This is a genomic window from Sporichthyaceae bacterium (assembly GCA_036269075.1).
In the GTDB taxonomy this organism is placed as follows: domain Bacteria; phylum Actinomycetota; class Actinomycetes; order Sporichthyales; family Sporichthyaceae; genus DASQPJ01.
This window is the reverse complement of record DATASX010000084.1, coordinates 19,597-45,768: the sequence shown is the minus strand read 5'-3', so window position 1 is coordinate 45,768 and position 26,172 is coordinate 19,597. Positions and strand designations below refer to the sequence as shown.

Here is a 26,172-nt window from a genome sequence, read left to right as displayed (position 1 = left end):
CTAGGGCTCGCAGCTGACTCGCAGCTGACCAGACACAGCGTCAGATCGTGGTGGTCTTCGGCTCGTGCGGGGCGAGGAGGCCCTGCAGTTCCTCCTCGCGCTCGGGTGCGGCGATCAGCACGAGTTCGTCGCCGGACTCGATCGGGTCGTCCGCGGTGGGCACCAGCACCCGGTCCGAGCGCAGGATCGCCACCAACGCGGTGTCGGCCGGCCACGGGACGTCGCCCACCCGACGCCCCACCTGGGGGGAGTCGCCGGGCAGGGTCACCTCGACCAGGTTCGCCTCGCCCTGCTTGAACGAGAACAGCCGGACCAGGTCGCCGACGGTGACCGCCTCCTCGACCAGGGCGCAGAGCAGGCGCGGGGTGGACACGGCGACGTCCACGCCCCAGGCCTCGGTGAACAAGGGCTCGTTGTTCGGGTGGTTCACCCGGGCCACGACCCGGGGTACGCCGAACTCGGTCTTGGCCAGCAACGACACGACGAGGTTCACCTTGTCGTCGCCGGTGGCCGCGACCATCACCTGGCACCGGTCGAGGGCGGCCTCCTGGAGCGAGGACATCTCGCAGGCGTCGGCGAGCAGCCAGTCCGCGCCGGGCACCGACTCGGGCTTGACGGCCCGCGGATCGCGGTCCACCAGGAGCACCTCGTGGCCGTTGGCGACAAGTTCGGCGGCGATCGAACGGCCGACCGCGCCTGCACCCGCGATTGCGACCCGCATCAGTGGTGCTCCTCCGGTCCGTGGGCGAAGAAGGCCTCGGCGCCCGCCAGATCCTCGTCCCGGACCAGGACGTGGACCAGGTCGCCGTCCTGGATCACGGTGTCGCCGTTCGGGATGTAGCCCTCGCCGAGCCGGGTCAGGAACGCGACCCGGGCCCTGGACTGGTCCTGCAGACTGCGCAGCGTCTGGCCGACCCAGCCCGGCGCCAGGTGGATCTGGGCCAGCGCGATGTGCCCGGTCGGGTCCCGCCACAGCGGCTCCGCGCCGACAGGCAGCAGCCGGCGCAGCATCTGGTCGGTGGTCCAGCTGACGGTCGCGCCCGTGGGGATGCCCAGCCGCTCGTAGACCTCGGCGCGCGCCGGGTCGTAGATGCGGGCGATCACGTTCTCCACGCCGAAGGTCTCGCGCGCGATGCGGGCGGAGATGATGTTCGAGTTGTCGCCGCTGCTCACCGCCGCGAATGCGTCGGCGTGCTCGATTCCGGCCGCCAGCAGGGTTTCGCGGTCGAAACCGATGCCAGTGACGGTGCGGCCCTTGAACCCGGTGCCCAAGCGGCGGAAGGCGTCGGCGGACTGGTCGACGACGGCGACCTCGTGCCCCTTGGCCTCGAGGGTCAGTGCGAGCCGGGACCCGACCCGTCCGCAACCCATGATGACGATGTACACGCGCGGCCCTTCGCTGGTGGCGCTGCCGACCGCCGGTGAGGCTACCCGACCGAGCGAGGAGAGAGACGAGCGAGCCTGCGAGCGGCCACCTTGTTTGCGCGTCCTCAGGCACGGCGCTCGTCGCACCCCGGCGGCGCCTAGGCTCGCGTGGGGCTACTTCGGGCGGACGGCGAGGACATGGACGAGCGGGCTACGCGGGCACGTCGGCGCACCGGCGCGTACCGGCGGGTGGCCGAGCGCTCGAACGCGGGCGACGCGGCGGGTCAGGTCCTGGAGCTGACCGTCGGGAACCCGGCGCACGGCGGCAGCTGCGTCGCGCGGCACGGCGAGCTGGTGGTGTTCGTGCGGCATGCGCTGCCCGGCGAGGAGGTCCGGGCCCGGGTGACCGAGGGCAAGGTCGGCGACCGGTTCTGGCGCGCGGACGCGATCGAGGTGCTGGTGGCGTCGCCGGACCGGGTCGCGCCCGCGTGTGAGTACGCCGGCCCGGGCGGTTGCGGCGGCTGCGACTGGCAGCACGCCGACCTGGCCGCCCAACGGCGGATCAAGGCGCAGGTGCTGGCCGAGCAGTTGCATCGGTTGGCCGGCCTGGACGTCGAGTGCGAGGTCGAGGCCTTGCCCGGCGCCGCCGACGGTTCGGGTTGGCGGACCCGGGTGCGGTTCGCCGTCGACGCGGCCGGGCGGGCGGGCCTGCGGCGGCATCGCTCGCACGAGGTGGTGCCGATCGCCGGGTGCTTCATCGCACACCCGGACGTGGCCGCGACCGGGGTGCTGCGGTCCCGCTGGACCCAGACCGCCGAGGTGCAGGTCACCGTCGCGGGGTCCGGCGAGCGTGCGGTTGTGGTCCGGGCGGCCGAGAACCCCCGCGGGGTCCGCGCCCAACCGTCGGCCGAACCGCTGCCCGACCCGGAGACCACCGTGCTCGGCTACTGGCCGCCCGGGGTCTCGGCCGCCGAGCGGGTCGTCGAGACCGTGTTGGGGCGTAGCTACGCCGTCCCGGCCGGCGGATTCTGGCAGGTGCACCCGCAGGCCGCGCAGACCCTCGTGGAGGCTGTGCGGGCGGTGCTCGATCCGCACCCGGGCGACGTGCTGCTGGACCTCTACAGCGGGGTCGGGTTGTTCGCCGGGGCCCTGGCGTCGGCGGTCGCCCCGGGCGGGGAGGTGCACGCAGTCGAGAGCGATGCGGCCGCGGTTGCCGCCGCTCGGGACAACCTGCTGGGGATCGCCGGGGTGTCGGTGGTCGCCGACCGGGTGGACCGGGCGCTGGCCGACGGCCTGCCCGTGGCCTCGTTGGTCGTGCTCGACCCGCCGCGGTCCGGGGCCGGGCGGGAGGTCGTCGAGGCGGTCGCGGCCCGCGGGCCACGGCGGATCGCCTACGTCGCCTGCGACCCGGCGACGCTGGCCCGCGACTTGCGGATCTTCGCCGACTGCGGCTACCGACTCACCTCGTTGCGTGCCTTCGACCTGTTCCCGCACACGCATCACCTGGAGGCGCTGGCCGGCCTGGAGCCCGCCTGACCTTCCGACGCCACTTCTGCTGCCTGTCCCACCGATCAAGAACCTCCGATACGTGGGACAGGCAGCAGAAGTGGGCCGTCGGTAGGGGCGCCCTGGCGGCGGTCAACTGCTGAGCGTCGACAGGGAGAGGCCGAAGCGATCCTCGGAGTCGGTCCACCACTCGTGCACCCGCAAGTTCGCGGCGGCCAACTCGGCGCGGACACCCTCGGGGCGGAACTTGGCCGAGATCTCGGTGCGGATCTCCTCGCCCGCGTCCAGATCGAAGACCAGACCGAGAGCGCCGATGTGAACCCGCTGCGCGACCGGGGTCCGCAGGCGCATCTCGATCCATTCAGCGTCCTCGTCCCACACCGCGACGTGTTCGACGGCCTCGACGTCGAAGTCGGCGTCGAGCTCCCGGTTGATCACCTCGAGCACATTGCGGTTGAAGCGGGCGGTGACCCCGGCCGCGTCGTCGTAGGCGGGGACCAGCACTGCGGGGGACTTCACCAGGTCGGTGCCCAGCAGCAGGTGGTCGCCCGGGCGCATCCCGGCCGCGACCGACTTGAGGAACCGCGCCCGGCTCTCCGGCTCGAAGTTGCCGATGGTCCCGCCGAGGAAAACGAAAAGCCGTGGGCCGGTGTGCTCGGGCAGCTGGTCGAGCTGGCCCTCGAAATCGGCGACCACGCCGTGGACGGCCAACGCCGGGTAGTCGGCGAGCAGGCCGGTGGCGGCCTCGACCAACGCCTCGGCGCTCACGTCGACCGGGACGTAGCGGCGTAGCGTGCCCGCCCGGTCCAGCGCGTCGAGCAGCAGCCGGGTCTTCTCCGAGGAGCCGGAGCCCAGCTCGACCACCGATTCGGCGCGTGACACCGCTGCGATGCGGTCGGCCTCGCGGCGCAGGATCTCGGCCTCGGCCCGGGTCGGGTAGTACTCGGGCAGCCGAGTGATCTCGACGAACAGGTCGCTGCCGACCTTGTCGTAGAACCACTTCGGCGGCAGCGTGCGCGGGCGCTGACCCAGGCCGTTGCGCACGTCGGAGCGCAACGACTGGGCGACGAAGTCGGCGGGTAGCAACTCCTCGATCACCAGGCGGCGGAGCGGGGCAGTCGCGGTCACGGAGCCTCCAGGAGCAGTTCGTCCGCCTCTCGCGCCGCCAGCGGGACATCCGTCAGATGACGGAGCGCCACAGCTGTGCGGGTCGCGATCAGCAGGTGGTCGTCGGGGACGTCTTCCCAACCGTCGGCGTCGTCGAACGCCTCGGAGGCGACGATCACCGCGGGGCGATCGACGCCGGAGGCATCCGGCTGGCCGCCCTGCAGGTAGCAGAGGGTGTCGCCGGCCGCGGTGGCCAGGATTCGATTGCCGTCGTGGAGCAGCAGATTCACTCGCGCGCCGGGAATCCGCCGGGCCCGCCGGGTCACCTCGGCCAACGCCCCGGCCGCGTCGGCGCCGGCGTCGAGCAGGTGCAGGAACAACGCCCACAGCAACGTCGAGTCCAGCAGCACCTGCTGGCGGGCCAACTCCGGCCAACTCAACTCCGCGGCCAGTTCGGCGCCACTCTCCGGCCAGCCAGGCAGGGCCCCGTTGTGGCTGAACAGCCTGGTGCCGTGGGCGAACGGTGCTGTGGCGGCCTCGCTGACCGGGTTGCCCGGCGTGGCCGAGCGCACGGCGCCGAGCACCGCATCGGAGGTGATCCCACGCGCTGTGGTGGGCAGGTCGGCGTCGGTCCACAACGGCACCGGGCGCCGGTAGCGCACTGGCTCGGCACCCGGATGCGGGTACCAGCCCAAGCCGAACCCGTCGGCGTTGAGCAGACCGTTGTTCTGCCGGCGCGGTGCCCAGGACTGCTTCAGCGGGCCGTGCGGGGGAGCGAACACCAGGTCCGAGAGCCGCACCGACGGCCCCAGGTAAGCGAAGTGACGGCACATCAGATCTGCTCCGCATCGCGTGCGGTCCGGAAGCCCGCGAAGATCTGCCGCCGGATCGGGTAGTCCCAGTTGCGGAACGTCCCCCGGCAGGCGACCGGGTCGACGGCCCACGAGCCACCACGCAACACCTTGTACTCCGAGCCGAAGAAGACCTCGGAGTACTCCCGGTACGGGAAGGCCCGGAAGCCCGGGTAACCGGTGAAGTCCGACGAGGTCCACTCCCAGACGTCGCCGACCAACTGGTGCACCCCGTGCGGCGACACCCCGGCCGGGTACGCACCGACCGGCGCCGGGCCGAGGTGACGCCCACTCAGATTCGCCCGTTCGGGGGTCGGGTCGTCGTCGCCCCAGGGGTAGCGCCGCGACCGACCGGTGGCCGGGTCGAACCGGGCGGCCTTCTCCCACTCGGCCTCGGTGGGCAGCCGCCGACCACGCCACCGGGCGTACGCGCCGGCCTCGTACCAGCAGACGTGCTGCACCGGCTCGGCGGCGACCAACGGCACCACCTCGCCGAAGCGGCGCACCCACCACCCCGGGCCGTCGGACACCCAGAACGCAGGCGCCGTCAGTTCCGCGTCCTGCACGTGTTCCCAGCCGGCGGGCTCCCACCACCGCGGATCGCGGTAGCCGCCCGCGGCGACGAACTCGGCGTAGGCGGCGTTGGTCACCGGCGTGGTGTCCAGCCCGAACCCGGGCACGTGCACCTGGTGGGCCGGTCGCTCGTTGTCCAGCGCCCACGGGTCGAGGTCGGTGCCCATCTCGAACTCACCGGCCGGGACGAACACCTCGGCCGCGGCGGGCGGGGCGATCGAGCCCGGTGCGGGCGGGGCGCTCAGCACAGCGGGACCGACGCGCAACTGGTGGGTGGCCAGCATCGTCTCCACGTGCTGCTGCTCGTGCTGGGCGATCATCGCGAACGCGAAGCCGTTCCGGGTCAGTGGATCCGGCGCCTCCAGGTCGAGAACCTCGAGCAGGTCGCCGACCCGGCCACGCACCTCGTGCAGGTACTTCCGCGACTCGGTCGGATCGAGCAGTGGCAGCGACGGCCGGTCGCGTCGGGCATGCCGGAAGGCGTCGTACAGCTCGTCGATCCCGTCCGGCAGCATCCCGGCCCGCCCGGCGACCCGGCGCAGCAGCCAGAGTTCCTCCTGGTTCCCGATGTGCGCCAGGTCCCAGACCAACGGCGACATCAGCGGGGAGTGCTGGCGGATCAGCTCGGCGTCGTCGAGCGCCTCGGTCAGGGCCAGGCTGCGCCCACGGGCCCGGTCGAGGTCGGCCGCCAGCCGTTCGTGCCGCTCGGGGATCACGCTGCCTCCTCGGGCGGCCGACCGGATGACCCCAGCAGGTCGACCAGCGTGTCGTCGGCGGGGCACCGGGCCCGGTCCGGGTAACGCGCCGCGAATGCGGTCAATTCCTCCCGAAGCCCGGCCTCGGGTGATCCGGCCAGTGCCTCCAGCGCGGCCTCGAAACAGCCGCGGGCGGCCTTGACCAGGACCGGGTCGCTCATCCCGGTACGGGCCGCGGTCCGTACCCAATCGGGGCCGGACACCGGGCACAGCGCCTCACGGGCGCGGTCGGCGGCGACCGGGTCGTCGACCAGGGCGGTCACGAACGCGAACGCCGCGACCCAGTCGGAATCGGTGCGTTGGGCGTCGATGACCCGCAGTTCCAGGTGGCCGCGGGCGCGCACCGGTGGGAAAAGGGTCGTCAGGTGGTAGGCCAGATCAGCCTCGGTGGGCGGTCGGGGCGTCCCGGTGCGGATCCAGTCGTGGAACGTCAGGCCGACCGGCGCCGACCAGTCGGGGCCATCGGTCGGGATGCACATCACCGGGGCCGCCAACGCGTAGCTGCTCCAGGACCGTGCCGGGTGCTCGTCCGGCCGGTACGCGGGCGCCGTGCGGGCGGGGTCGATGTCCTCCCAGACCTGCTGGCGGGTGCACAGCCATCCGGTGGGGCGACCGCCGCGAACGGGGGAGTTCGCGAACGCGCCGACCAGCACGGGAAGCAGCGCATGGAGCAGATCCCAGCGGGCGAGGGCGTCGACCTGGCCCGGGGCCGGCTCGCCGACACCGGCGTCGACGTTGACCTGCACGGCCGCGGTGCTGCACATCATCCGCCGACCGGCGGACCCGCGACGGTCGAAGTGGCGTTCCATCGCCACGTAGCGGGGGCGGTCGAGAATGCGGTGGGGCGGGCGCCAAGGGTCGAGCCCGATGCCGGTGAGGGCCAGGCCCGCGCTGTGCAGGGCCTGGCGGAACGGGCCCAGATCGGCGCGTAGTGCGATGACGCATTCCGCGGCGCCGGCGAACGGAACGCTCGAGAGCTCCAACTGACCGCCGGGCTCGATCGAGAGCGTGCTGTGGCGCAGCGTGCTCGCCGCCTGCTGGGCGAGATCGAGATCGGCCGGGGTGATGGGCCGAACAGGATCGTCGCGATGGTTCAACAGCCATTCGAGTTCGATGCCGACCGCCCGTGGCGGTCCGGTCTTGAAGCAGGTACGCGCCACGAAGGTCTGGGCCTCGACCTCCGAGAAACGGTCGACCGATCCTGCCCCCACCCTGCACCTCCGCCTCGCAGACCGGGCAAGTTGATCTCGCTCCGGCGACCCTACGTCCCGCTACCCAAAAAATTTCAGGTGAGCCTCTTACGTACCGCGGAAGCTCCGACTCGCCGGAGCCCGCGAAAATTCCGCTCGACGTGATGTATCTTGACGTCAAGATATTCGGGAGCGGTCGCGAGAGTGTCGGACGGCGGGGGTAAGGATGTCCCAGACGCCGCGATCAGAAGGGGAGTCGTCGATGAGTCGGGACAGCTTCAACAGCCGGGGCGACCTGCAGGTGGGGGCCGCGAGCTACCAGATCTTCCGCCTTTCCGCCGTCGACGGCGCGGCCCGGCTGCCCTTCAGCCTGAAGGTGCTGCTGGAGAACCTGCTGCGCACCGAGGACGGCGCGAACATCACCGCCGAACACATCCGGGCACTGGCCGGCTGGGACCCGGCAGCCGAGCCGGACACCGAGATCCAGTTCACCCCGGCGCGGGTGGTCATGCAGGACTTCACCGGCGTGCCCTGCGTGGTCGACCTGGCCACCATGCGCGAGGCCGTCACCGACCTCGGCGGCGACCCGACGCGCATCAACCCACTGGCCCCGGCTGAGCTGGTCATCGACCACTCCGTGATCGCCGACTTCTTCGGCACCGGCGACGCGCTGACCCGCAACGTCGAACTGGAGTACCAGCGCAACCGGGAGCGCTACCAGTTCCTGCGCTGGGGCCAGACCGCCTTCGACGAGTTCAAGGTGGTCCCGCCCGGCACCGGCATCGTGCACCAGGTCAACATCGAGCACCTGGCCCGCGTCGTGATGGTCCGCGACGGCCAGGCATACCCGGACACCTGCGTGGGCACCGACTCCCACACGACGATGGTCAACGGCCTGGGCGTCCTGGCCTGGGGCGTCGGTGGCATCGAGGCCGAATCCGCACTGCTCGGTCAGCCGGTGTCGATGCTGATCCCGCGGGTCGTCGGATTCAAGCTGCACGGCGAATTGTCCGAGGGCGTCACCGCCACCGACCTCGTGCTGACCATCACCGAGATGCTGCGCAATCACAAGGTGGTCGGCAAGTTCGTCGAGTTCTACGGCCCCGGCGTCTCCGCCGTGCCGCTGGCCAACCGCGCCACGATCGGCAACATGAGCCCGGAGTACGGCTCGACCGCGGCGATGTTCCCGATCGACGCCGAGACTCTTCGGTACCTGGAGCTGACGGGCCGCACCCCCGAGCAGATCGCGTTGGTCGAGGCCTACTGCAAGGAGCAGGGCCTGTGGCTGGACCCGCAGGCCGAGCCGGACTTCTCCGAGAAGCTCGAACTCGACCTCGGCACGGTGGTGCCCTCGATCGCCGGCCCGAAGCGCCCGCAGGACCGCATCCGACTGACCGACGCCAAGCCGGCTTTCCGCAGGTCGCTGCGTGACTACGTCGATCACACTCCCTTCGACGGAGACGACGGCTCGTTCCCGGCCAGCGACCCATCCGCGCACGCGCCCGGCGATGAGCACTCCGGTCGGGCGTCGAAGAAGGTGCCCGTCACGCTGTCCGACGGGACGGCCTTCGAGCTCGATCACGGCGCGGTCACCATCGCGGCGATCACCTCGTGCACCAACACCTCGAACCCGACGGTGATGATCGGCGCCGCGCTGGTCGCGAAGAAGGCCGTCGAGCACGGGCTGACCCGCAAGCCGTGGGTGAAGACCACATTGGCCCCGGGCTCGCAGGTCGTCTCGGACTACTACGACCGTGCGGGCCTGACCCCGTACCTGGACAAGGTCGGGTTCAACCTCGTCGGCTACGGCTGCACCACCTGCATCGGCAACTCCGGCCCGTTGCTGCCGGAGATTTCCGCGGCGATCAACGACAACGACCTCGCCGTAACCGCCGTGCTGTCCGGCAACCGCAACTTCGAAGGCCGGATCTCGCCGGACGTGAAGATGAACTACCTGGCCAGCCCGCCGCTGGTGGTCGCCTACGCGATCGCCGGGACGATGGACATCGACATCGTCAACGACGTCATCGCGCTCGACCCCGAGGGCAAGCCGGTTCACCTGCGCGACATCTGGCCGAGCGCGGCCGAGATCGAGGAGGTGCTCGCGGGCGCGGTCACCCAGGACATGTTCATCAAGGACTACGCCGACGTTTTCGCCGGCGACCAGCACTGGCAGGGGCTGCCGACCCCGACCGGATCGACGTTCGAGTGGGACCCGGACTCGACCTACGTGCGCAAGGCCCCGTACTTCGACGGCATGGCGCTGGAACCATCGCCGGTCTCGGACATCAGTGGCGCGCGAGTGCTGGCCAAGCTCGGCGACTCGGTGACCACCGACCACATCTCGCCGGCGGGCAACATCAAGGCCGACTCGCCGGCCGGGAAGTACCTCGCCGAGCACGGCGTGGCCCGCGCGGACTTCAACTCCTACGGCTCGCGCCGCGGCAACCACGAGGTCATGATCCGTGGCACGTTCGCCAACATCCGGTTGAAGAATCTGCTGCTGCACGGCGTCGAGGGCGGCTTCACCCGCGACTTCACAGTGGGCGGGACGGATGGCGTCCAGGCAACCATCTTCGACGCCTCGGCGAACTACCAGGCCGCGGGCATCCCGTTGGTGATCCTGGCCGGCAAGGAGTACGGCTCCGGGTCCTCACGCGACTGGGCCGCGAAGGGCACCGCCCTGCTGGGCGTCCGGGCGGTGATCGCGGAGTCCTACGAGCGCATCCATCGGTCGAACCTGATCGGCATGGGCGTGCTGCCGCTGCAGTACCGCGACGGCGAGACCGCCGAGTCGCTCGGCCTGTCCGGCGAGGAGACCTACGAGATCGTCGGCATCACCGAACTGAACGACGGGAGCATCCCGCGGGAGGTGACCGTCCGGACCGGCACGACGGAGTTCCAGGCCCGGGTCCGCATCGACACCCCCGGTGAGGCCGACTACTACCGGCACGGCGGGATCATGCAGTACGTGCTGCGCTCGCTGCTGCGGGGCTAGGACGAGGGCGCCGACGACGGCTCGTCGGGCAGGCCGCCGAAATCGTTGCGCACATGACCGTTGGCGCCGAACGTGCAGCCGTCGTCGGTGTTCCACAGGTCGACGTCGGGCCGGCCGGGGTAGGCGAACGCGATCACGCTGACCGCGCCGAACCCGGCCGGGCAGTGCCGGATCACGTTGTCGTCGTGGGCCAACGAGACGGCGCGAGCGGCGGCGGCCAGTTTCGCTGCCTGGGCCGGGCCGAGCTGCCAGGTGTGGATCAGCCGGTTCCCGTGGCCGTTGCCGTAGTACCGGCACACCAACGCCGCGCTCGGGCCGCCGGCCGGGACCAGCATCGAGTCCAGGTCGGACTGCCCCGGATTGCTCACCCCCACCGCCCCGGCCACGTCGCTCGGGCATGGGCCGGCCGCCGCGACCCGGACCCGCGGCCCCGACGTCGTGTCCTGCAAGGGGTGCTGGTCGAGCGGCGCCACCCGGGCATCGGCGCGCAGGTAGGACGAGTTGGCGTCGTGCGGGGCGATCGACAACTGGAGCTCGTCGACGGACCAGCGCGGGTCGGTGGGGGCGGGGTAGATCCGGTCCAGCATCACCACGGTGCCGTGCACGGAGGTGCTGCCGAATCCCGGGCCCCGGGCATCCATCCCGCCCGGTTGCTGCTTCGACGCCCATTGCTGGGCGGCGCCGAACGACAGCGGCATCGACCAGAACCGGGCGCCGAACACCAGATTGCTCATCGCCGGCTGCTCGGCCGGGCCGGTCAGGCTCGGCGGGGCCTGCGCCACCACGGTCGACCCGGCCGGGGGATCGACCAGGCCGACCAGCCGGTCCGCCTCGGTCTGGGCAGCGGCTGTTGCAGCCGCCTCCGGTCCGGTGGGGCTGGTCGGGGCCGACAGGTCGCCGGACGTCGGGGTCGCCGAGGCGGCCGGCACGGGTCCGTAGGACGCGCGGTGCGCGCCGCTGCCGCAGGCCGCGGTCAGCAGGCCGGTCGCGACCAGCAGGGCGGCGGTGCGGGCTCGAGGCGTCACGGGAGAAGGACGCCGCGAGCGCCGATTTCGTTCGCCGCAACCTGGGCAGCCCACATGGAACCGATTGTCCGCCTGTGTCCGGCGTAGAACGGCGGCGGATCCGGGTCTGTGGCGGGGCGGCCCTACGATTGATCCCCGGAACATCGCCAGGCTTGGGAGGACGCAGCTCGTGGGACTGCTCGAGTCGATCCACGGTCCGGCCGACCTCAAACGGTTGCCGACCGATCAGCTCGACGCGTTGGCCGCCGAGATCCGGACCTTCCTGATCGAGGCCGTGTCCCGCACCGGCGGGCACCTCGGCCCGAACCTCGGCGCCGTCGAGCTGACGATCGCGCTGCACCGGGTCTTCGATTCCCCGCAGGACACGATCGTGTGGGACACCGGTCACCAGGCCTACGTCCACAAGCTGCTGACCGGGCGCGCGGCGAAGTTCGACCGCCTGCGACAGGCCGGTGGCCTGTCCGGTTACCCGTCGCGGGCCGAGTCCGAGCATGACCTGGTCGAGAACTCGCACGCGTCGACCGCGCTGTCCTACGCCGACGGCCTGACCAAGGCACGGGCATTGCGCGGCGAGGCGCACCGAGCCGTGGTCGCCGTCGTCGGCGACGGTGCGCTGACCGGCGGCATGGCCTGGGAGGCGTTGAACAACATCGCCGACGCCGACCGCCCGGTCATCATCGTGGTCAACGACAACGAGCGCTCCTACGCGCCGACCATCGGCGGCCTGGCCCGGCACCTGTCGGCGCTGCGCACCATGCCGAGCTACGAGCGCTTCCTGCGCTGGGGCGGCAAGCGGGTGCGCCGCACCCCGCTGATCGGCGGCTCGCTGTTCACCGCCCTGCACGGGCTCAAGAAGGGCGTCAAGGACGCGGTCGCCCCGCAGGGCCTGTTCGAGGACTTGGGCCTGAAGTACCTCGGCCCGATCGACGGGCACGACGTCGAGGCCCTGTCCGCCGCGCTGGTCCGGGCCCGCAACTTCGGCGGCCCGGTCATCGTGCACGCAATCACCCGCAAGGGCGAGGGCTACGCGCCGGCCGAGAACGACCAGGCCGACCGCTTCCACGGCATCGGCGTATCCGACCCGGAGACCGGCCTGCCGCTGACTCCGTCCGGCGGGATCTCGTGGACCTCGGTGTTCGCCGAGGAGATGGTCGGGCTCGGGCAACGCCGGCCGGACGTCGTCGCGATCACCGCGGCGATGCTGATCCCGGTGGGGCTCAAGGCTTTCGCCGCGGCCTACCCGGAGCGCGTCTACGACGTCGGGATCGCCGAGCAGCACGCGGTCACCTCGGCCGCCGGGCTGGCGATGGGCGGCATGCACCCGGTCGTCGCGGTCTACTCCACGTTCCTCAATCGGGCCTTCGACCAGGTGCTGTTCGACGTAGCGCTGCACGGCTGCGCGGTGACGTTCGTGCTCAACAGCGCCGGGGTCACCGGCCCGGACGGCGCCAGCCACCACGGCATGTGGGACCTGGCGATGCTGGGTGTCGTGCCTGGACTACGCATTGCCGCGCCGCGCGACGGCGCGCAGCTGCGAGCCCAGCTCGACGAGGCCGTGGCCGTCTCCGACGGTCCGACCGTTGTGCGGTACCCGAAGGGTGACCTGCCGGCCGAGATCCCGGCAATCGAACGCCGCGGTGGGGTCGATGTGCTGCTTCGCTCCGGTGCCTTCGACGTGCTGCTGGTGGCGGTCGGCGCGATGGCGGGCCTGGGGCTGGAGGTCGCCGGCCGGCTGGCCGACCAGGGCATCGGGGTGACCGTCGTCGACCCGCGCTGGGTCAAGCCGATCGAGGAGGCTCTGGTGGAACTGGCCGCCGACCACCGGCTGGTGGTGACGGTCGAGGACGGCGTGCGTAGCGGCGGCATCGGTTCCGCGGTCGCGCAGCAGCTGCGGGCTGCCGGCGTCGACACTCCGCTGCGGGACCACGGCATCCCGGCACGATTCCTCGAACACGGCACCCGCGGCGAGGTGCTCGCCTCGATAGGGCTGACCGCGCAGGATGTCTCGCGGGCCGTCGTGGAGACCATGGCCGGGCTCGACGCAGGCAAGGTCCCGCAGCCGGCGCCGACCATGAACCCGTGACCCACCCGCCGTCAGGGTGACGGGTCGCCGGATTCCTCCTCCGCCGGGGTTTCGGCGGCCGTTTCCAACGCCTCGGTGATCGTGGTGGCCGTCAGCTCGATCTGCCACGCCCGGGCACCCAGCTCACGCAAGGTCGTCGTGATCACCTCGCGGTCGAACGGATCGGGCGGCGACCACGCCAACCGGCGCAGGCTCTCCGGGGCGAGCAGGTTCTCCGTCGGCAGGTGGTTCTTGTCCGCCAGCGCACCCACGACCGAGCGCAGCGCGGCGAGCCGGGCCGCGGCGGCCGGGTCGCGTTCGGGCCAGGACCGGGCAGGCGGCGGCCCGGTGGCGACCACGTGCGCCGGCGGCAACTGATTGTCCGGCAACGCCCGGGCCGTCTCGATCGCGGCGAACCATTGGGTGAGCGACCGGCGGGTCGCCCGTCCGCCGAACACCGAGATCTCGGCCAACGCCTCGACCGTGGCCGGTGTGGCCAGCGCGGCCTCGACGATCGCGGTGTCCGGCAGCACCCGGCCCGGCGCGATGTCCCGGGACTGGGCCATCCGGTCGCGGGTCTCCCACATGGCCCGCACGATCGCCAACTGCCGCGGCCGTCGCACCCGGTGCAGGCCGGAGGCCCGCCGCCAGGGGTCGGCCCGCGGGGCCGGCAACGGTGCCGAGACGATCGCGGCGAACTCCTGGCGCGCCCAGTCCAGCTTGCCGGTCTCGGCCAACTGCGCCTCGAGGGCGTCACGGAGTTCGACCAGCACCTCGACATCCAACGCCGCATAGCGCAGCCACGGCTCGGGCAACGGGCGCACCGACCAGTCGGCGGCCGAGTGGCCCTTCTCCAGGGCCAGCCCGAGGACCTCCTCGACGATGCTGCCCAGCCCGACCCGCGGATAGCCCAGCAGCCGTCCGGCCAGTTCGGTGTCGAAGATCGCGGTGGGCCGCAGGCCGACCTCGGCCAGGCACGGGATGTCCTGGCTGGCGGCGTGCAGTACCCACTCCGGCCCGGTCATGGCTTCGATGAGCGGCTTGAGGTCCGGGCAGGCGATCGGGTCGATCAGCACGGTGCCGGCCTCGGCGCGGCGCAGCTGGATCAGATAGGCCCGCTGGCCGTAGCGGTAACCGGAGGCGCGCTCGGCATCGACGGCCACCGGGCCGGTGCCGGCGGCCAGCGCCGCGGCCGCCGCGGCCAAAGCACGGGGGTCCTCGACGACGTCCGGCAGGCCGTCGACCGGGTCGAGCAGTGGAACGGGCGTACGGTCCTGCGTCTGCTCCGCGGCCGTTTCCACGCGGCATACCGTACGGGGTGCAACGGTTGCGCAAACGTCCGGCGCCCGTTCGATGTCCGGGCACCGTGAGTTTGTGCGCTGTGCGGTCAGAACGCGGGCCGGCGTCCGGGGCTCGAGGGCCTGCCGGACGCCGGTTGTCGAACGCTTTCGGGTTGCTCAGTCGATGACGCGGGCACGCATCGCGGCGGCGACCATGCCGGCGCGGTCGCCGGTGCCGAGCTTGCGGGCGATGCGGGCCAGGTGGCTCTTGATGGTCAGGGCGGACAGGCCCATGGCCTCGCCGACGTCGCGGTTCGCGCGGCCCTCGGCCACGTGGCGCAGGACCTCGACCTCCCGGTCGGACAGCCCGAGGCGGGCCGCGGCGCGGGCGGACTCGGAGTCGGTACCGGCGGTGGCGCCCCCGCCGGAGCGACCGGCCAGGACGCTGCTGCGGATGCGGGCGGCCAGGGCCGCGTGCACGGCGCGGGCGCCGTCCTTCTGGGGAACCAGTGCGCAACCGGCCCAGCCGTTGCGCTGCAGCTCGGCCAGCAGCATGATGCCGGAGCCGTCCGGGAGGAGCGCGTCGGCCAGACAGACCTCACGCGGGCCGCCGGTGCGGGCCCAAGCCCGGGCCTGCAGCACGGTGCCGGCCTCGGCGACGTCGCGGGCGCCGAGCGAGCGCAGCCGGCGCACGCTCATCGCGCGGCGGTACGCGTCGGCACCGACGACCATGGCGGTGAAGGAGGCGTTCTCGGGGACGCTGCCGGGACGCAGCGCCTGGGGAGCGGCCTGCCGGGGCACGCGGGGCAGACGTACTTGCTGCGGCGTGGTGCTTGCGGGCTGCTGAGTCAACACCGTTCCCCCGGAGGTCTCGTTGCGATGGTCTTTAGCTATCCATCGGCCTAACCAAAGCAGTCCTTGAGCTATTTATGCTGTTTCTTTACCAAATCTGTCTCAGGGGCCCCACCGTTTACGATCCGGGGCCAAGCGGACACAGGAGGTTTTACTGGAAAATGTGCTGTTCACAGCTACCGAAGCACGAGATTCAGCGGCGTGACCGGGCGTTGGTCCGTTCGAGTTACCGTCTCGGGGGTTGACGGTTCCTTTACCGAAGACCTAGCGGTGGTCTTGACCTTTACCTTTGCTTGGCGCTTCAGCGGACTCGGCCGTGCAGGGCCCGGACCTCCGGGTCCGCCGGCGGGAGCCCGGCGGCGGCGCAGAGCGCGTCGAGCCAGGCCTGCACATGGGCAGTCAGGTCGTCGACCGGGCACCAGGAGGCGCGGACCTCCACCTCGCCCTCCGGCTCGTCCGACTCCGCCAGCTCACCGAAGCCCTGGCTCTGCACCCGGGTGACGGTGCCGCTGCCCGCGGTCAGCGCGACGCCGTTGTCGGTCAGCGCGCGGGCCAACCAGCCCCAGGCGACCTCGGGCAGCACCGGGTCGGTGACCAGCTCGGCCTCGAGCTCGGTACGGAAGTAGGTGACCAGCCGCATCGTGCCCACCCAGGCCTCGTGGCCGTCCGGGTCGTGCAGCAGGACCAGGCGTCCGCGGGCCATCTCGACCCCGTCCACCTCGACGGTGGCCGCGACCGCGGCCGCGTAAGGGGCAAGTTTGGCCGGCGCAGGGGCCTCGATCAGGCTCATCTCGGGCCGGACGTCGACCGCGCGCACGGCGTCCAGCGCCGCGGCGAACTCCGGCGGGAACTGGGGCGCGTCATTGCCCATCGGGGCAGAGTAGGAGTTGCGGTCAGGAACCGAGGCGAGGGGCACGAGTCCCGGTCGGTCCGGGCCGGCGGCGGCGACGTCAGGCTCTCAGGCGACGCGCCGCAACGTCCGCGGGACGGACGGGCGCGAGGACGGCTCCACCAGGACAACTGCGGCGCCGCAGTCGGTGCACACCCGCTCGCCGACCAGCGGCGCGGCGCAGTCGGGGCTGACGAACAGTCGGCGTTCGAGGCAGTCCGGGCAGTCCAGGACGACCTCTCCCGCACCGGCCGACCGGTTGGTCGAGGCGTTGTGCTGGAGCATCGGGCTGCCTTCCTTCCGGGCACACCGGGCGCAACCGCGCGGCGTTGCCCTCAGGTTGCACGGTGGGTCCGACAAAACCGTGGAACTGCCGGGGTGTGTCGCGGCCCGGATGGACCACGGGCCAATACATGACACGATTCCCGCCGTGTCGTCGTCTCCCGCAACAGTGGCCCGAACGCCGGCCGATCGGCCGGATCCCGCCGACTCGCGCTTCGTGCGCGCCTGCCGTCGATTGCCGGTGGACCGCACGCCGGTCTGGTTCATGCGCCAAGCCGGGCGGGCGTTGCCCGAGTACCGCGCCCTGCGCACCGGGGTGGGGATGCTCGAGTCGTGCACCCGGCCGGAGCTGGTCGTCGAGATCACCCTGCAGCCGGTGCGGCGCTACGGGGTGGACGCGGCGATCCTGTTCTCGGACATCGTGGTTCCGCTGCGGGCGGTCGGGGTCGACCTCGACATCGTCGCCGGGGTGGGGCCGGTGGTCGCCACGCCGTTCGCCGATTTCGCCGACCTGGACCGGCTGCCGCCGCTGGACCCGGCCGCCGTCGAACCGATCGCGACCGCGGTGCGAGGACTGGTCGCCGAGCTGGGCGGCACGCCGCTGATCGGGTTCGCGGGCGCGCCGTTCACGTTGGCGTCGTACCTGATCGAGGGCGGCCCGTCGCGCACCCACGAGAAGACCAAGGCCCTGATGCTCGGCCGTCCCGACCTCTGGACGGCGTTGCTGGACCGCCTGGCCGCCATCACCGCGACGTTCCTGCGGGTGCAGGTGGACGCCGGCGCCTCCGCGATCCAGCTGTTCGACTCATGGGCCGGGGCGCTGTCGCCGGCCGACTACCGGGACTGCGTGTTCGACGCCAGTGCCAAGGTGCTCGCGGCGGTTGCCGACCTGGATGTGCCGCGCATCCATTTCGGCGTCACGACGGGTGAACTGCTGGGCCTGATGGGGGAGGCCGGCGCCGACGTCGTCGGGGTCGACTGGCGGGTGCCGCTGGCCGAGGCGGCCCGTCGGGTCGGCCCGGGGCGGGCGTTGCAGGGCAACCTCGACCCCGCGGTGCTGCTCGCCGGATGGGACGCCGTCGAGGTCGCCGCCGATCGGGTGCTGGCCTCGGCGGCCGACCTGAGCGGGCACGTGTTCAACCTCGGCCACGGGGTGCTGCCGAACACCGACCCGGACGTGCTGACCCGCCTGGTCGAGCACGTGCACACCGCCACGGCGGGCCTGCCGGCGGCCTGAAGCCCCGAGCCCCGGGGCGTCAGGGCTTCGGGTACTCGCGGGCCATGATCTCGTCGTGCCCGCCGGCGGCCGGGCCGGTGATGTCCGGGGCCCGGGTGCCGAACACGACGACTCGACCGTCGTCGGAAAGCGCCGGGAACGAGCTGGTCTCGCCGTCCGGCTGGGCGCCGTTCGGGGCCACGTTCACCTGCGTGATCGCGCCGCTGGGCAGCTCGAGCCGGAACACGTCGTACCCGTGGCCGCCGGGGTCCTCGGCGACCAGGTTCGACGCCTGCGACAGGAACACCACCACCGTGCCGTCGCCGGACAGCACCGGCCCGCCGGAGACCCCGCCGCCCTGCTCGCCGTGCTGGGACACGCTCAACCGTCGGGTGGCCCCGGTCAGCAGGTCGCGCAGGAAGACGTCGTCGCGATGGTTGGTGTCGCCGGGCACCAGGTTGGTCGCCGAGGACACGAACGCCACGTAGCGGGCGTCCGTACTGATGATCGCTCCGGTGCTCTCCCCGTCGCCCTGGACCTCACCGGCCCACCAGCCGCCGGGGAATCTGCGGCGGCCGCCGACGCTGACCCGCTGCACCTGCCGGGTCCTGCGGTCGAACACGAAACAGTCGGCCTTGCGGTTGGTGTCGCCGGGCACCAGGTCGCGGATCTCGGAGCTGAATGCCACCCAGCGGCCGTCGGCGCTGATCGTCGGGTCGTCGCCCTCGAGGTGGCCGAGGCGCTCGCGCTTGTCGGTGGTGATGTCGTAGACGAACAGGCCGGCCAGGTCCTCGTCGGTCCCGATCGACCGCAGCGGGGTTCCGACGCTGTAGACGACGAACCGGCCGTTGCGGCTGATCTGCGGGGCCGAGCCGCCGGTGGTCTCGCGGTCGTCGAGGGCGACCGAGAGCCGGGTCGTGCGATTGGTGACGCGGTCCTTGAGGAACACGTCGGTGGCCTTGTTGGTGTCGCCGGGCACGAGGTTGTCGGCGTCGGACACGAACGCCACGTAGCGGCCGTCGCCGGAGATCGACGGGGTGTAGGAGGAGCCGTCGGCCTCGTGGCTCGCGCTGTCGGTGCTGACCCGGGTGGTGACCCCGGCCTTCCGGTCGCGCACGAACACGTCGTTGCGGTCGTTGCGGTCGTCCGGGACCAGGTTCGAGGCGTCGGAGTCGAACGCGACGAACCGGCCGTCGGCGCTCACCGCCGGCGCGTAGCTCTGCCCGGCAGCCGGGACGCCGCCGGCTCCGGCGCTGACGAGCCTGGTCACGCCCGCATCGGACTTGGCGGCCGCGGCCGGGACGACGGAAAGCATCAGGACGGCCGCCAGCAGCGGCCCGAGAACTGCCGCGCCACGCCTGCCGACCAACCTGCCTCCGCCCCCGAGGTGACCCCGGGCAGCGTACGTCGCGAAAAGCCGCGAGGACGGGCGAATCGGGCGTGTCCGGCTCAGCCGGTCGCGCTCTTGTCCAGGACGTCGTCCCGCCGCATCCGCCGCATGACCAGCACGACCACCGGGAACAGCACCAGCATCAGCAATCCGAACGGCAGCACCGCCCCGAGCACGGCCGACCCGACCGTCAGGGCGCCGGTGAAGGCCGTCCAGCCGTCGTCCAGACCGGACACGAACCCGGCCCGCCGGGTGTGGGGCGCGGGCGGCACCGCGGCCGGGTGCGGCTTGCTCTGCACGTGCACCGTCACCGTGGCCAGGTCGGTCTGCTGGGCGAGTTTCTGCTGACGGGCCAGCAGCGCCTCCAGATCCGCCTCGCGCGAGGAGAGCTCGCCCTCCAGTTCGACCACGTCGGACAGTCGCGTCGCCTGGGCCATCAGCGCCCGGACCCGGTCGACGCTCTTGCGCTGGCTGTCCACCCGGCCGGCGACGTCGACGACCTGATCGGTCACGTCGTTGCCGATCAGGTTTCGGTCGGTGACCTCGCCGAGCGTGCCGATGCGGTCGAGCACCGCGTTGAATCCGCCGGGCGGCACCTTGAGCACCAGATTCGCGGTGGCGTCGTCGCCGAGGCCGCTGCGCTCGGAGTCGGCCACCAGACCCCCGGCGCCCGCCGCGGCGGCCTCGACGGAGGACACCGCCTTGCCGACGTCGTCGACCTTCAGGGTCTCCTCGGCGTTGTAGGCGATGTTGCGCCCGGCCAGGGCCGAGGTCGGGATCCCCAGGTTCGAGCCGGCCGCCGAGGAGTGGCCTGTCGCCGACTGCGGAGCCGCCTTCGCGCTGCGTTTGGCACTCGAGGCGCCGGTGGTGGACGCGGCGGCCGCCGGTGCCGCTGGTGATGCGGCGGGGGCGCCCTCGGCCATCCCGGACATGGCCCCGGCGGACGAGGCGGTCGAGGCCGAGTTGTGGCTCGGACCGGAACTGCAACCGGCGAGCGCGGCCAGCACCAGAGCTGCGGTCGCTGCTTTGGGGGGTCTGGTCATGGTGGTGCTCCTTGTCGGATCGACCCGTCGACGACGGGCCGTGCGACGAGGACGGGGCCAAAGGGTGAAACGTTCACCTCCGACGCGAATCGGGCACCCGAGCGCGACGTGGCAGGCTGGCGGGATGTCCAGTCCCGGGCCCGGTCCGCGCTCCGTCGTGGTCGTCGGCGCCGGGATCGCCGGGTTGGCCGCGGCGGCGTTCCTGCGGCAGCTGGGCGGGCCGGACCTGCGGATCACCGTCCTGGAGGCCGGCCGGGCGATCGGCGGCAAACTGCGGCTGATCGACGTCGCCGGGCTGACCTTGGACGGCGGCGCGGAGGCGCTGCTGGCGCGGCGGCCGGAGGCCGTCGACCTGGTGCGGCGGGTCGGGCTCGGCGAGGACCTGGTGCACCCGGTGACCACGGCCGCCGGGGTCTGGACCCGCGGTATGGTCCGCCCGCTGCCGACCGGGCACGTGTTCGGGATCCCCACCGATCTGCGCGCCGCGGCCCGCAGCGGCGTGCTGTCGGGGCCGGGGTTGGCCCGGGCCGCCCTCGAGCGGGCATTGCCGGTGCACCCCGCCGAGGCTGACGTGTCAGTGGGTGCGTTCGTCCGCCGGCGCTGGGGCGGCGAGGTCGTCGACCGACTCGTGGACCCGTTGGTGGGCGGGGTCTACGCCGGGCACGCCGACGGCCTGTCGTTGGCCGCCGCGGTCCCGCCCCTGGCGCAGGCCGCCCGGGAAGGGCTCCGGGTGCGACCGCCGGCCGCGTCGACCGGACCGGTGTTCGCCGGGATCCGCGGGGGAGTCGGCCGGCTGCCGGCGGCGGTGGCCGCCACCGCGAACGCCGAGATCCGCACCGGTGTGACGGTGCGTCAGCTCGAGCGACTGCCGGAGGGATGGCGACTGGTCACCGGACCGGTGCCGGACCCGACCGAGTTCCGCGCCGACGCGGTCGTGCTCGCCGTCCCGGCCTCCGCGGCCGCCCGGTTGTTGCACAACACCGTCCCGGCCGCGGCCGGCGAACTGCGCACGGTCGAGCACGCCTCGGTCGCGATCGTGACGTTGGTCCTGCCCGCAGCCGCGGTGACCAGGCCGTTGCGCGGCAGCGGTTTCCTCGTGCCAGGTGTCGACGGCCGGCTGGTCAAGGCGGTCACGAACTCCTCGGCGAAATGGGCCTGGACCGGGCAGGTCGCGGGGGACGGCGTGGTCGTGCGGGCCTCGGTCGGCCGGCTGGGCGAGACTGTCGACCTGGCCTACGAGGACACCGAACTGGTCCAGCGGGTGCGGGCCGATCTGGCCGAGGCGGCCGGGCTGCGCGGCGAGCCGCTGGACAGTGCGGTCACGCGGTGGGGCGGGGCACTTCCGCAGTACGCCGTCGGACACCTGGACCGGGTCGCCCGGGTCCGATCCGCCGTCGCCGCCGTGCCGGGCCTGGCCGTGTGCGGCGCGGCCTACGACGGGATCGGAATCGCGGCCTGCATCGCCTCGGCGCGGACGGCGGCGGCAGCCGTGCTGCGGCCCGCGGCGCAGGGGGCAGAATGGGCGGCGGCAGGAGGGGACAAATGAGCGAACGCAGTGAGCTCACCGGCGACAGCGGCGAAGCCGACCGCGGCAAGCCGCGCGGTGCGCGGGAGTTGAACAACGTCGTCCGCTACACGATGTGGTCGGTGTTCAAGGTCGAGAACCCGCTCGGCGAGGCCGACCGCAACGCGGTGTCCGCCGAGGTCGACGCCCTGTTCGACCAGTTGGCCGACAAGGATCTGACGGTCCGTGGGGTCTACGACGTCGCGGGCCTGCGGGCCGACGCCGACTTCATGATCTGGTGGCACGCCCCGGCCGCGGAGGACCTCCAGGAGGCCTACTCCCGGTTCCGGCGCACGGAACTGGGGCGGCGCTGCAGCCCCGTCTGGTCGCAGCTGGCCCTGCATCGTCCGGCCGAGTTCAACAAGGGCCATATCCCGGCGTTCCTGGCCGACGAACAGGCGCGGGCCTACGTCTGCGTGTACCCGTTCGTCCGCTCCTACGAGTGGTACCTGCTGCCCGACGCAGAACGCCGCGCGATGCTCGCCGAGCACGGCCAGATGGCCCGCGAGTATCCCGACGTGCGGGCCAACACGGTCGCCGCCTTCGCCTTGGGCGACTACGAGTGGATGCTCGCGTTCGAGGCCGACGAACTGCACCGGATGGTCGACCTGATGCGGCACCTGCGCGCCAGCGAGGCCCGTCGGCACACCCGGCACGAGACGCCGTTCTACACCGGGCGCCGCAAGCCGGTCGGTGAACTCGTCGCGAATCTGCCCTGACGTCCGCGGATTCGGATGAATTGAGACACGCGCGCGACGAAGGAGCACGTGTGGCCAGGAATCCGATCATGGACACTGTGGAACCGTCAGCGACCGGTGCTCGTTCTCCGGACTGGGAACCGCTCGGCTGCCGCGCCGGGCCGCGATCGGTTGGAGCGGTTTGATCCGCACGTTCGGCTGGGCGCTGGCGAGCACGATCGTGGCGCTCGCGGTGGCCGGGATCCTCGGCGGCAGTTCGGCGCTGGCTCTGGTGGCGATCCTGATCGTGCTGGAGATCTCGCTGTCGTTCGACAACGCCGTGGTCAACGCCGCGGTACTGGGCCGACTTTCCCCGTTCTGGCAGCGGCTGTTCCTGACGATCGGGGTCGTCGTCGCGGTCTTCGGGATGCGAGTGCTGTTCCCGTTGGTGATCGTCGGGATCACCGCGCACCTCAACCCGGCGCAGGCGTTCCGGCTCGCCCGGGCCGGCGGCCCGGTCGACACCCCGGGCACTTACGCCAACGTGTTGGCCGCCGCGCACCCGCAGATCGCCGCGTTCGGCGGGGTGTTCCTGCTGATGCTGTTCCTGGACTTCGTCCTGAACCCGGCCCGCGAACTGCACTGGCTGACCTGGTTGGAGGTGCCGCTGGCCCGCATCGGTCGGCTGAAGCAGTTGCCGGTCGTGTTCGCGGTACTGGCGTTGGTCGCAGTCGCCGAGGCATTCGCCGACAACGTCGGCACGGTGATGGTCGCCGGGTCGTCGGGCTTGATCTGCTACGTGCTGATCCACGGTCTGGGGGAGTTGTTCGAGGCGCAGGGCCACGACCTCACGTCCGGTTCCGGTGCGGTGCTGGTCGGTCGCGCGGCGGCCGCACTGTTCTGCTACCTCGAGGTGCTCGACGCCTCGTTCTCCCTGGACGGGGTGATCGGGGCGTTCGCGATCAGCCAGAACATCTTCGTGATCGCGGCCGGGCTCGGCGTCGGCGCGATGTACATCCGGTCGCTGACGGTGTTCCTGGTCCGGCAGAAGATGCTGGGCCGATACGTCTACCTGGAGCACGGGGCGATGTGGGCCATCGGCGCGCTGTCGGTGATCCTGCTGGTGAGCGTCGGCCACGAGGCGCCGGACGTGGTCACCGGGCTGATCGGCGTCGGTTTCATCGGGATGGCGTTCGCGTCGTCGTTGCGTCGCAACCGGCGCCGGGCCGTGCGCGCCTGACGGCTGCGCCGATCCGGGCGATCGGCGCGACCTGGACGGGTCGGTCAGCCCCGGTGCGAGCGCAACAGCGCGCGCAACCGGGCCAGCAGGCCGCGGCCCTGGTGCTCGTCCAAGGCGTAGCCGTAGGGCGCGTGCCCGTCGTCGTTGTACGGGTATAGCCGGCCGGTCATCCATCCTCCCGCGGTCGCAATCATCCGTTTGGACGCGCGTGTCGGGTGGGCGGAGCCGGCCGATCGGTTCAAATGTGCTCCATCGTTCGGATGAACTGAGCCGCGCGCGCGACGAAGGAGCACGTGCGGCGGAATCCGACAGCGAACACGGCGGCTGATCCGGGTTCTGCGAGAATCTGTGCGTGGCTGTTGTGGTGGGGATCGAGACCTCGTGCGACGAGACCGGCGTCGGCGTGGTCCGCGACGGTGTGCTGATCGGCTCGGCCCTGGCCTCCAGCATGGAAGCGCACGCGCGGTTCGGCGGCGTGGTGCCGGAAGTGGCCGCGCGGGCGCACCTCGAGGCGCTCGTGCCCTGCCTGGACGCGGCGTTGGCGCAGGCCGGGATCACCGGGGCCGACGTCGACGCGATCGCGGTCACCGCGGGGCCGGGCCTGGCCACCGCCCTGCAGGTCGGGTTGGCGGCCGCGAAGGCCTACTCGATCGCCTGGGACGTCCCGCTCTACGGCGTGCACCACCTGGCCGGGCACGTCGCCGCCGACACCCTCGCGCACGGCGCCCTGCCGAACCCGTGCATCGTGCTGATCGTCTCCGGCGGGCACACCTCGCTGCTGGTCGTCCGCGATCTGGTCGCCGACGAGATCCACCACCTCGGCGACACGTTGGACGACGCCGCCGGCGAGGCCTTCGACAAGGTCGGCCGCGTGCTCGGGCTGCCGTTCCCGGGCGGGCCGTGGATCGACCGCGCGGCAAAGGAGGGCGACCCCGCGGCGATCGCGTTCCCGCGCGGCCTGAACCGCCCCGGCGACCCGCCGTTCGAGTTCTCCTTCTCCGGCTTGAAGACCGCCGTCGCCCGTTGGGTCGAGCGGGAGGAGCGCGCGGGCAACGAGATCCCGACCAACGACGTCGCCGCCTCGTTCCAGCAGGCCGTTGTCGACGTGCTGGTCGACAAGTCGATCGCCGCCTGCCGCGACCAGAACGTCGACACCCTGGTGATCGTCGGGGGAGTCGCGGCCAACTCCCGGCTGCGGGAGATCGCCGCGGCGCGCTGCACGGCGGCCGGGATAAACCTGCGGGTGCCGGCCCTGAAGTACTGCACGGACAACGGCGCGATGATCGCGGCAGTCGGCCACATGCTGCTGGCGGCCGGTGCGCCCGCCGACGACCTGGACCTCGGCGCCGACCCCTCGGCCGACCTGCGTACCGCCGCGCTCAGGTGAGGCGGGCCACCACGAAGTACTCGGCGCTGTGTGACCGCAATCCGTCGTCGCGTCCGCCGAAGTACCGCGTGGTGAGGTCCTCGGGCGTGACCACGTCGACCTCGCCGAAACCCCCGACGGTAGCCAGTGCCGTGAACTCCGTCGGGAGGTAGCGGGCGACCCACGGGCAACCGCGTCGCTCGAACACCGCGAGGACCGATCGGAAGTGGTCCAGCTCGGCAGCGTCGACCAAGTCGTCCGGGACGCCGAAACTCATCACCATCGTGGTGCCGCGGGCGAGGGTTGCGGCGCGCTCGAAAAGGCTCATGGTGGCCGCCAGACCGATGTACTGGGTCAGGCCCAACGTCGCCAGGAACACCGGCCGGGCCGGGTCGAGGCCCGCGGCCAGCGTCGCGTCCAGCCAGTCCTCGCCGGACTCGACGTCCACCGGCACGAAGCGCAGCCCCGGCGGCACCGCGATGCCGAGTTCGGCGAGCCTGCGCTGCTTCCAGCGTTGCGGACCGGGTTGTTCCACCTCGAAGACGGCCAGGCGGCCTGCCAGGTCGGTGCGGCGGATCGCGGTGCTGTCCAGCCCGGCGCCCAGGATCACCAGTTGCTCCAGGCCGGTTTCGAGCAGCAGGTCCTCGGTCATCCGGGCCCGCGCGATCATCAGTCCCCGGTAGGACCGGGAGGCCGCGCCGGCGAAGACCGGTAGGTCGCGCCAGGCGCCGTCGGCGTCGTGCGGGACGCCGAGGCCCTCGAGTGCATCGGGGGTGTCGGCCAGTTGGATGCCGACGTCGTCGACCAGCACGTGGGGCGGCGCGTCCAGGCGCACGTGCTGCGCCCGCCAGACCGCGACCAGCACCGCCGTCGGGTCCGGCCGTTCCTGGGTGGTGGCCACGATTCCTCCCGAACCTGAAGATCGGTGGAGCTGGACTGGT

The 26,172-nt window shown here is 72.1% G+C and carries 23 protein-coding genes; 8 read left to right on the top strand and 15 right to left on the bottom strand.

The window, feature by feature from the left end:
- Positions 1 to 40: 40 nt before the first annotated feature.
- The gene (locus VHU88_15040; protein ID HEX3613000.1) at positions 41 to 721 is read right to left on the bottom strand and encodes a TrkA family potassium uptake protein; all 681 of its coding nucleotides are present in this window, start codon (positions 719 to 721) and stop codon (positions 41 to 43) included.
- Positions 721 to 1,386, bottom strand: a complete 666-nt coding sequence (locus VHU88_15035; protein HEX3612999.1) for a TrkA family potassium uptake protein — start codon at positions 1,384 to 1,386, stop codon at positions 721 to 723. The genes VHU88_15040 and VHU88_15035 overlap by 1 nt, the downstream gene beginning before the upstream one ends.
- Before the next feature lie 177 nt (positions 1,387 to 1,563).
- Here VHU88_15035 and VHU88_15030 point away from each other — a divergent pair, with 177 nt between their 5' ends.
- Entirely contained in the window at positions 1,564 to 2,901 is a 1,338-nt protein-coding gene (locus tag VHU88_15030; GenBank protein HEX3612998.1) for a class I SAM-dependent RNA methyltransferase, read from the top strand.
- A gap of 102 nt (positions 2,902 to 3,003) precedes the next feature.
- Here the strand turns inward: VHU88_15030 and egtD are convergent, their stop codons facing one another.
- From egtD to egtA, 4 genes are read right to left on the bottom strand one after another with little or no spacing between them, the layout of a single operon-like run.
- The gene (gene egtD, locus VHU88_15025) at positions 3,004 to 3,999 is read right to left on the bottom strand and encodes an L-histidine N(alpha)-methyltransferase (GenBank protein HEX3612997.1); all 996 of its coding nucleotides are present in this window, start codon (positions 3,997 to 3,999) and stop codon (positions 3,004 to 3,006) included.
- Positions 3,996 to 4,811, bottom strand: a complete 816-nt coding sequence (egtC, locus tag VHU88_15020; protein HEX3612996.1) for an ergothioneine biosynthesis protein EgtC — start codon at positions 4,809 to 4,811, stop codon at positions 3,996 to 3,998. Before egtC ends, egtD begins: the two co-directional genes overlap by 4 nt.
- Positions 4,811 to 6,118 carry an ergothioneine biosynthesis protein EgtB gene (egtB, locus tag VHU88_15015; GenBank protein HEX3612995.1) on the bottom strand — a complete coding sequence of 436 codons (1,308 nt, stop codon included), beginning with the start codon at positions 6,116 to 6,118 and terminating at the stop codon, positions 4,811 to 4,813. The genes egtC and egtB overlap by 1 nt, the downstream gene beginning before the upstream one ends.
- The gene (gene egtA / locus VHU88_15010) at positions 6,115 to 7,368 is read right to left on the bottom strand and encodes an ergothioneine biosynthesis glutamate--cysteine ligase EgtA (protein ID HEX3612994.1); all 1,254 of its coding nucleotides are present in this window, start codon (positions 7,366 to 7,368) and stop codon (positions 6,115 to 6,117) included. Before egtA ends, egtB begins: the two co-directional genes overlap by 4 nt.
- 241 nt (positions 7,369 to 7,609) lie before the next feature.
- Between egtA and acnA the strand changes: the two genes are divergently transcribed.
- The gene (acnA, locus tag VHU88_15005) at positions 7,610 to 10,345 is read left to right on the top strand and encodes an aconitate hydratase AcnA (protein HEX3612993.1); all 2,736 of its coding nucleotides are present in this window, start codon (positions 7,610 to 7,612) and stop codon (positions 10,343 to 10,345) included.
- On the opposite strand, the gene VHU88_15000 is transcribed toward acnA, so the two are convergent.
- On the bottom strand, positions 10,342 to 11,370 hold the full coding sequence (locus VHU88_15000) for a hypothetical protein (protein ID HEX3612992.1): 1,029 nt from the start codon (positions 11,368 to 11,370) through the stop codon (positions 10,342 to 10,344). The two genes, acnA and VHU88_15000, sit on opposite strands and share 4 nt — an antisense overlap.
- Positions 11,371 to 11,539: 169 nt before the next feature.
- Here VHU88_15000 and dxs point away from each other — a divergent pair, with 169 nt between their 5' ends.
- Positions 11,540 to 13,453 (top strand): 1-deoxy-D-xylulose-5-phosphate synthase, encoded by a 1,914-nt coding sequence (dxs, locus tag VHU88_14995; GenBank protein HEX3612991.1) that lies wholly within the window; start codon positions 11,540 to 11,542, stop codon positions 13,451 to 13,453.
- 11 nt (positions 13,454 to 13,464) lie between these two features.
- On the opposite strand, the gene VHU88_14990 is transcribed toward dxs, so the two are convergent.
- From VHU88_14990 to VHU88_14975, 4 genes are all read right to left on the bottom strand, one after another.
- Positions 13,465 to 14,733 (bottom strand): ribonuclease D, encoded by a 1,269-nt coding sequence (locus VHU88_14990; GenBank protein ID HEX3612990.1) that lies wholly within the window; start codon positions 14,731 to 14,733, stop codon positions 13,465 to 13,467.
- A gap of 156 nt (positions 14,734 to 14,889) precedes the next feature.
- Positions 14,890 to 15,564 carry a LuxR C-terminal-related transcriptional regulator gene (locus VHU88_14985; GenBank protein HEX3612989.1) on the bottom strand — a complete coding sequence of 225 codons (675 nt, stop codon included), beginning with the start codon at positions 15,562 to 15,564 and terminating at the stop codon, positions 14,890 to 14,892.
- A gap of 301 nt (positions 15,565 to 15,865) precedes the next feature.
- On the bottom strand, positions 15,866 to 16,435 hold the full coding sequence (locus VHU88_14980; GenBank protein HEX3612988.1) for a DUF3000 family protein: 570 nt from the start codon (positions 16,433 to 16,435) through the stop codon (positions 15,866 to 15,868).
- Between the two features lie 87 nt (positions 16,436 to 16,522).
- A complete protein-coding gene (locus tag VHU88_14975) occupies positions 16,523 to 16,738 on the bottom strand; it encodes a hypothetical protein (GenBank protein ID HEX3612987.1) in 216 nt (71 codons plus the stop codon).
- A 109-nt stretch (positions 16,739 to 16,847) separates the two neighbouring features.
- On the opposite strand from VHU88_14975, the gene hemE reads away from it, so the two are divergent.
- Positions 16,848 to 17,972 (top strand): uroporphyrinogen decarboxylase, encoded by a 1,125-nt coding sequence (hemE, locus tag VHU88_14970; GenBank protein HEX3612986.1) that lies wholly within the window; start codon positions 16,848 to 16,850, stop codon positions 17,970 to 17,972.
- Between the two features lie 19 nt (positions 17,973 to 17,991).
- On the opposite strand, the gene VHU88_14965 is transcribed toward hemE, so the two are convergent.
- Together VHU88_14965 and VHU88_14960 are read right to left on the bottom strand one after the other, a co-directional pair.
- Positions 17,992 to 19,320 (bottom strand): hypothetical protein, encoded by a 1,329-nt coding sequence (locus VHU88_14965; protein ID HEX3612985.1) that lies wholly within the window; start codon positions 19,318 to 19,320, stop codon positions 17,992 to 17,994.
- Between the two features lie 80 nt (positions 19,321 to 19,400).
- Positions 19,401 to 20,384, bottom strand: coding sequence for a DUF4349 domain-containing protein (locus VHU88_14960; protein HEX3612984.1), 984 nt, complete (start codon positions 20,382 to 20,384; stop codon positions 19,401 to 19,403).
- Between the two features lie 124 nt (positions 20,385 to 20,508).
- Between VHU88_14960 and hemG the strand changes: the two genes are divergently transcribed.
- From hemG to VHU88_14945, 3 genes are all read left to right on the top strand, one after another.
- Positions 20,509 to 21,930, top strand: a complete 1,422-nt coding sequence (hemG, locus tag VHU88_14955) for a protoporphyrinogen oxidase (GenBank protein HEX3612983.1) — start codon at positions 20,509 to 20,511, stop codon at positions 21,928 to 21,930.
- Positions 21,927 to 22,667: a hydrogen peroxide-dependent heme synthase gene (hemQ, locus tag VHU88_14950; GenBank protein ID HEX3612982.1), complete on the top strand. Its 741-nt coding sequence runs from the start codon at positions 21,927 to 21,929 to the stop codon at positions 22,665 to 22,667. Before hemG ends, hemQ begins: the two co-directional genes overlap by 4 nt.
- Positions 22,668 to 22,827: 160 nt before the next feature.
- A complete protein-coding gene (locus VHU88_14945) occupies positions 22,828 to 23,865 on the top strand; it encodes a DUF475 domain-containing protein (protein HEX3612981.1) in 1,038 nt (345 codons plus the stop codon).
- 44 nt (positions 23,866 to 23,909) lie between these two features.
- Here VHU88_14945 and VHU88_14940 read toward each other — a convergent pair whose 3' ends face one another.
- Positions 23,910 to 24,035, bottom strand: a complete 126-nt coding sequence (locus tag VHU88_14940) for a hypothetical protein (GenBank protein ID HEX3612980.1) — start codon at positions 24,033 to 24,035, stop codon at positions 23,910 to 23,912.
- 182 nt (positions 24,036 to 24,217) lie between these two features.
- On the opposite strand from VHU88_14940, the gene tsaD reads away from it, so the two are divergent.
- Entirely contained in the window at positions 24,218 to 25,252 is a 1,035-nt protein-coding gene (gene tsaD / locus VHU88_14935) for a tRNA (adenosine(37)-N6)-threonylcarbamoyltransferase complex transferase subunit TsaD (protein ID HEX3612979.1), read from the top strand.
- On the opposite strand, the gene VHU88_14930 is transcribed toward tsaD, so the two are convergent.
- Entirely contained in the window at positions 25,245 to 26,132 is an 888-nt protein-coding gene (locus tag VHU88_14930; GenBank protein HEX3612978.1) for a class I SAM-dependent methyltransferase, read from the bottom strand. The two genes, tsaD and VHU88_14930, sit on opposite strands and share 8 nt — an antisense overlap.
- Positions 26,133 to 26,172 lie beyond the last annotated feature (40 nt).

Coding starts and splice junctions, on each gene's coding strand:
- VHU88_15040 (HEX3613000.1), bottom strand. CDS start 721: ATGCGGGTCGCAATCGCGGGTGCAGGCGCGGTCGGCCGTTCGATCGCC.
- VHU88_15030 (HEX3612998.1), top strand. CDS start 1,564: ATGGACGAGCGGGCTACGCGGGCACGTCGGCGCACCGGCGCGTACCGG.
- egtC (HEX3612996.1), bottom strand. CDS start 4,811: ATGTGCCGTCACTTCGCTTACCTGGGGCCGTCGGTGCGGCTCTCGGAC.
- acnA (HEX3612993.1), top strand. CDS start 7,610: ATGAGTCGGGACAGCTTCAACAGCCGGGGCGACCTGCAGGTGGGGGCC.
- VHU88_14980 (HEX3612988.1), bottom strand. CDS start 16,435: ATGGGCAATGACGCGCCCCAGTTCCCGCCGGAGTTCGCCGCGGCGCTG.
- VHU88_14975 (HEX3612987.1), bottom strand. CDS start 16,738: ATGCTCCAGCACAACGCCTCGACCAACCGGTCGGCCGGTGCGGGAGAG.
- hemE (HEX3612986.1), top strand. CDS start 16,848: ATGGACCACGGGCCAATACATGACACGATTCCCGCCGTGTCGTCGTCT.
- VHU88_14960 (HEX3612984.1), bottom strand. CDS start 20,384: ATGACCAGACCCCCCAAAGCAGCGACCGCAGCTCTGGTGCTGGCCGCG.
- hemG (HEX3612983.1), top strand. CDS start 20,509: ATGTCCAGTCCCGGGCCCGGTCCGCGCTCCGTCGTGGTCGTCGGCGCC.
- hemQ (HEX3612982.1), top strand. CDS start 21,927: ATGAGCGAACGCAGTGAGCTCACCGGCGACAGCGGCGAAGCCGACCGC.
- VHU88_14940 (HEX3612980.1), bottom strand. CDS start 24,035: ATGACCGGCCGGCTATACCCGTACAACGACGACGGGCACGCGCCCTAC.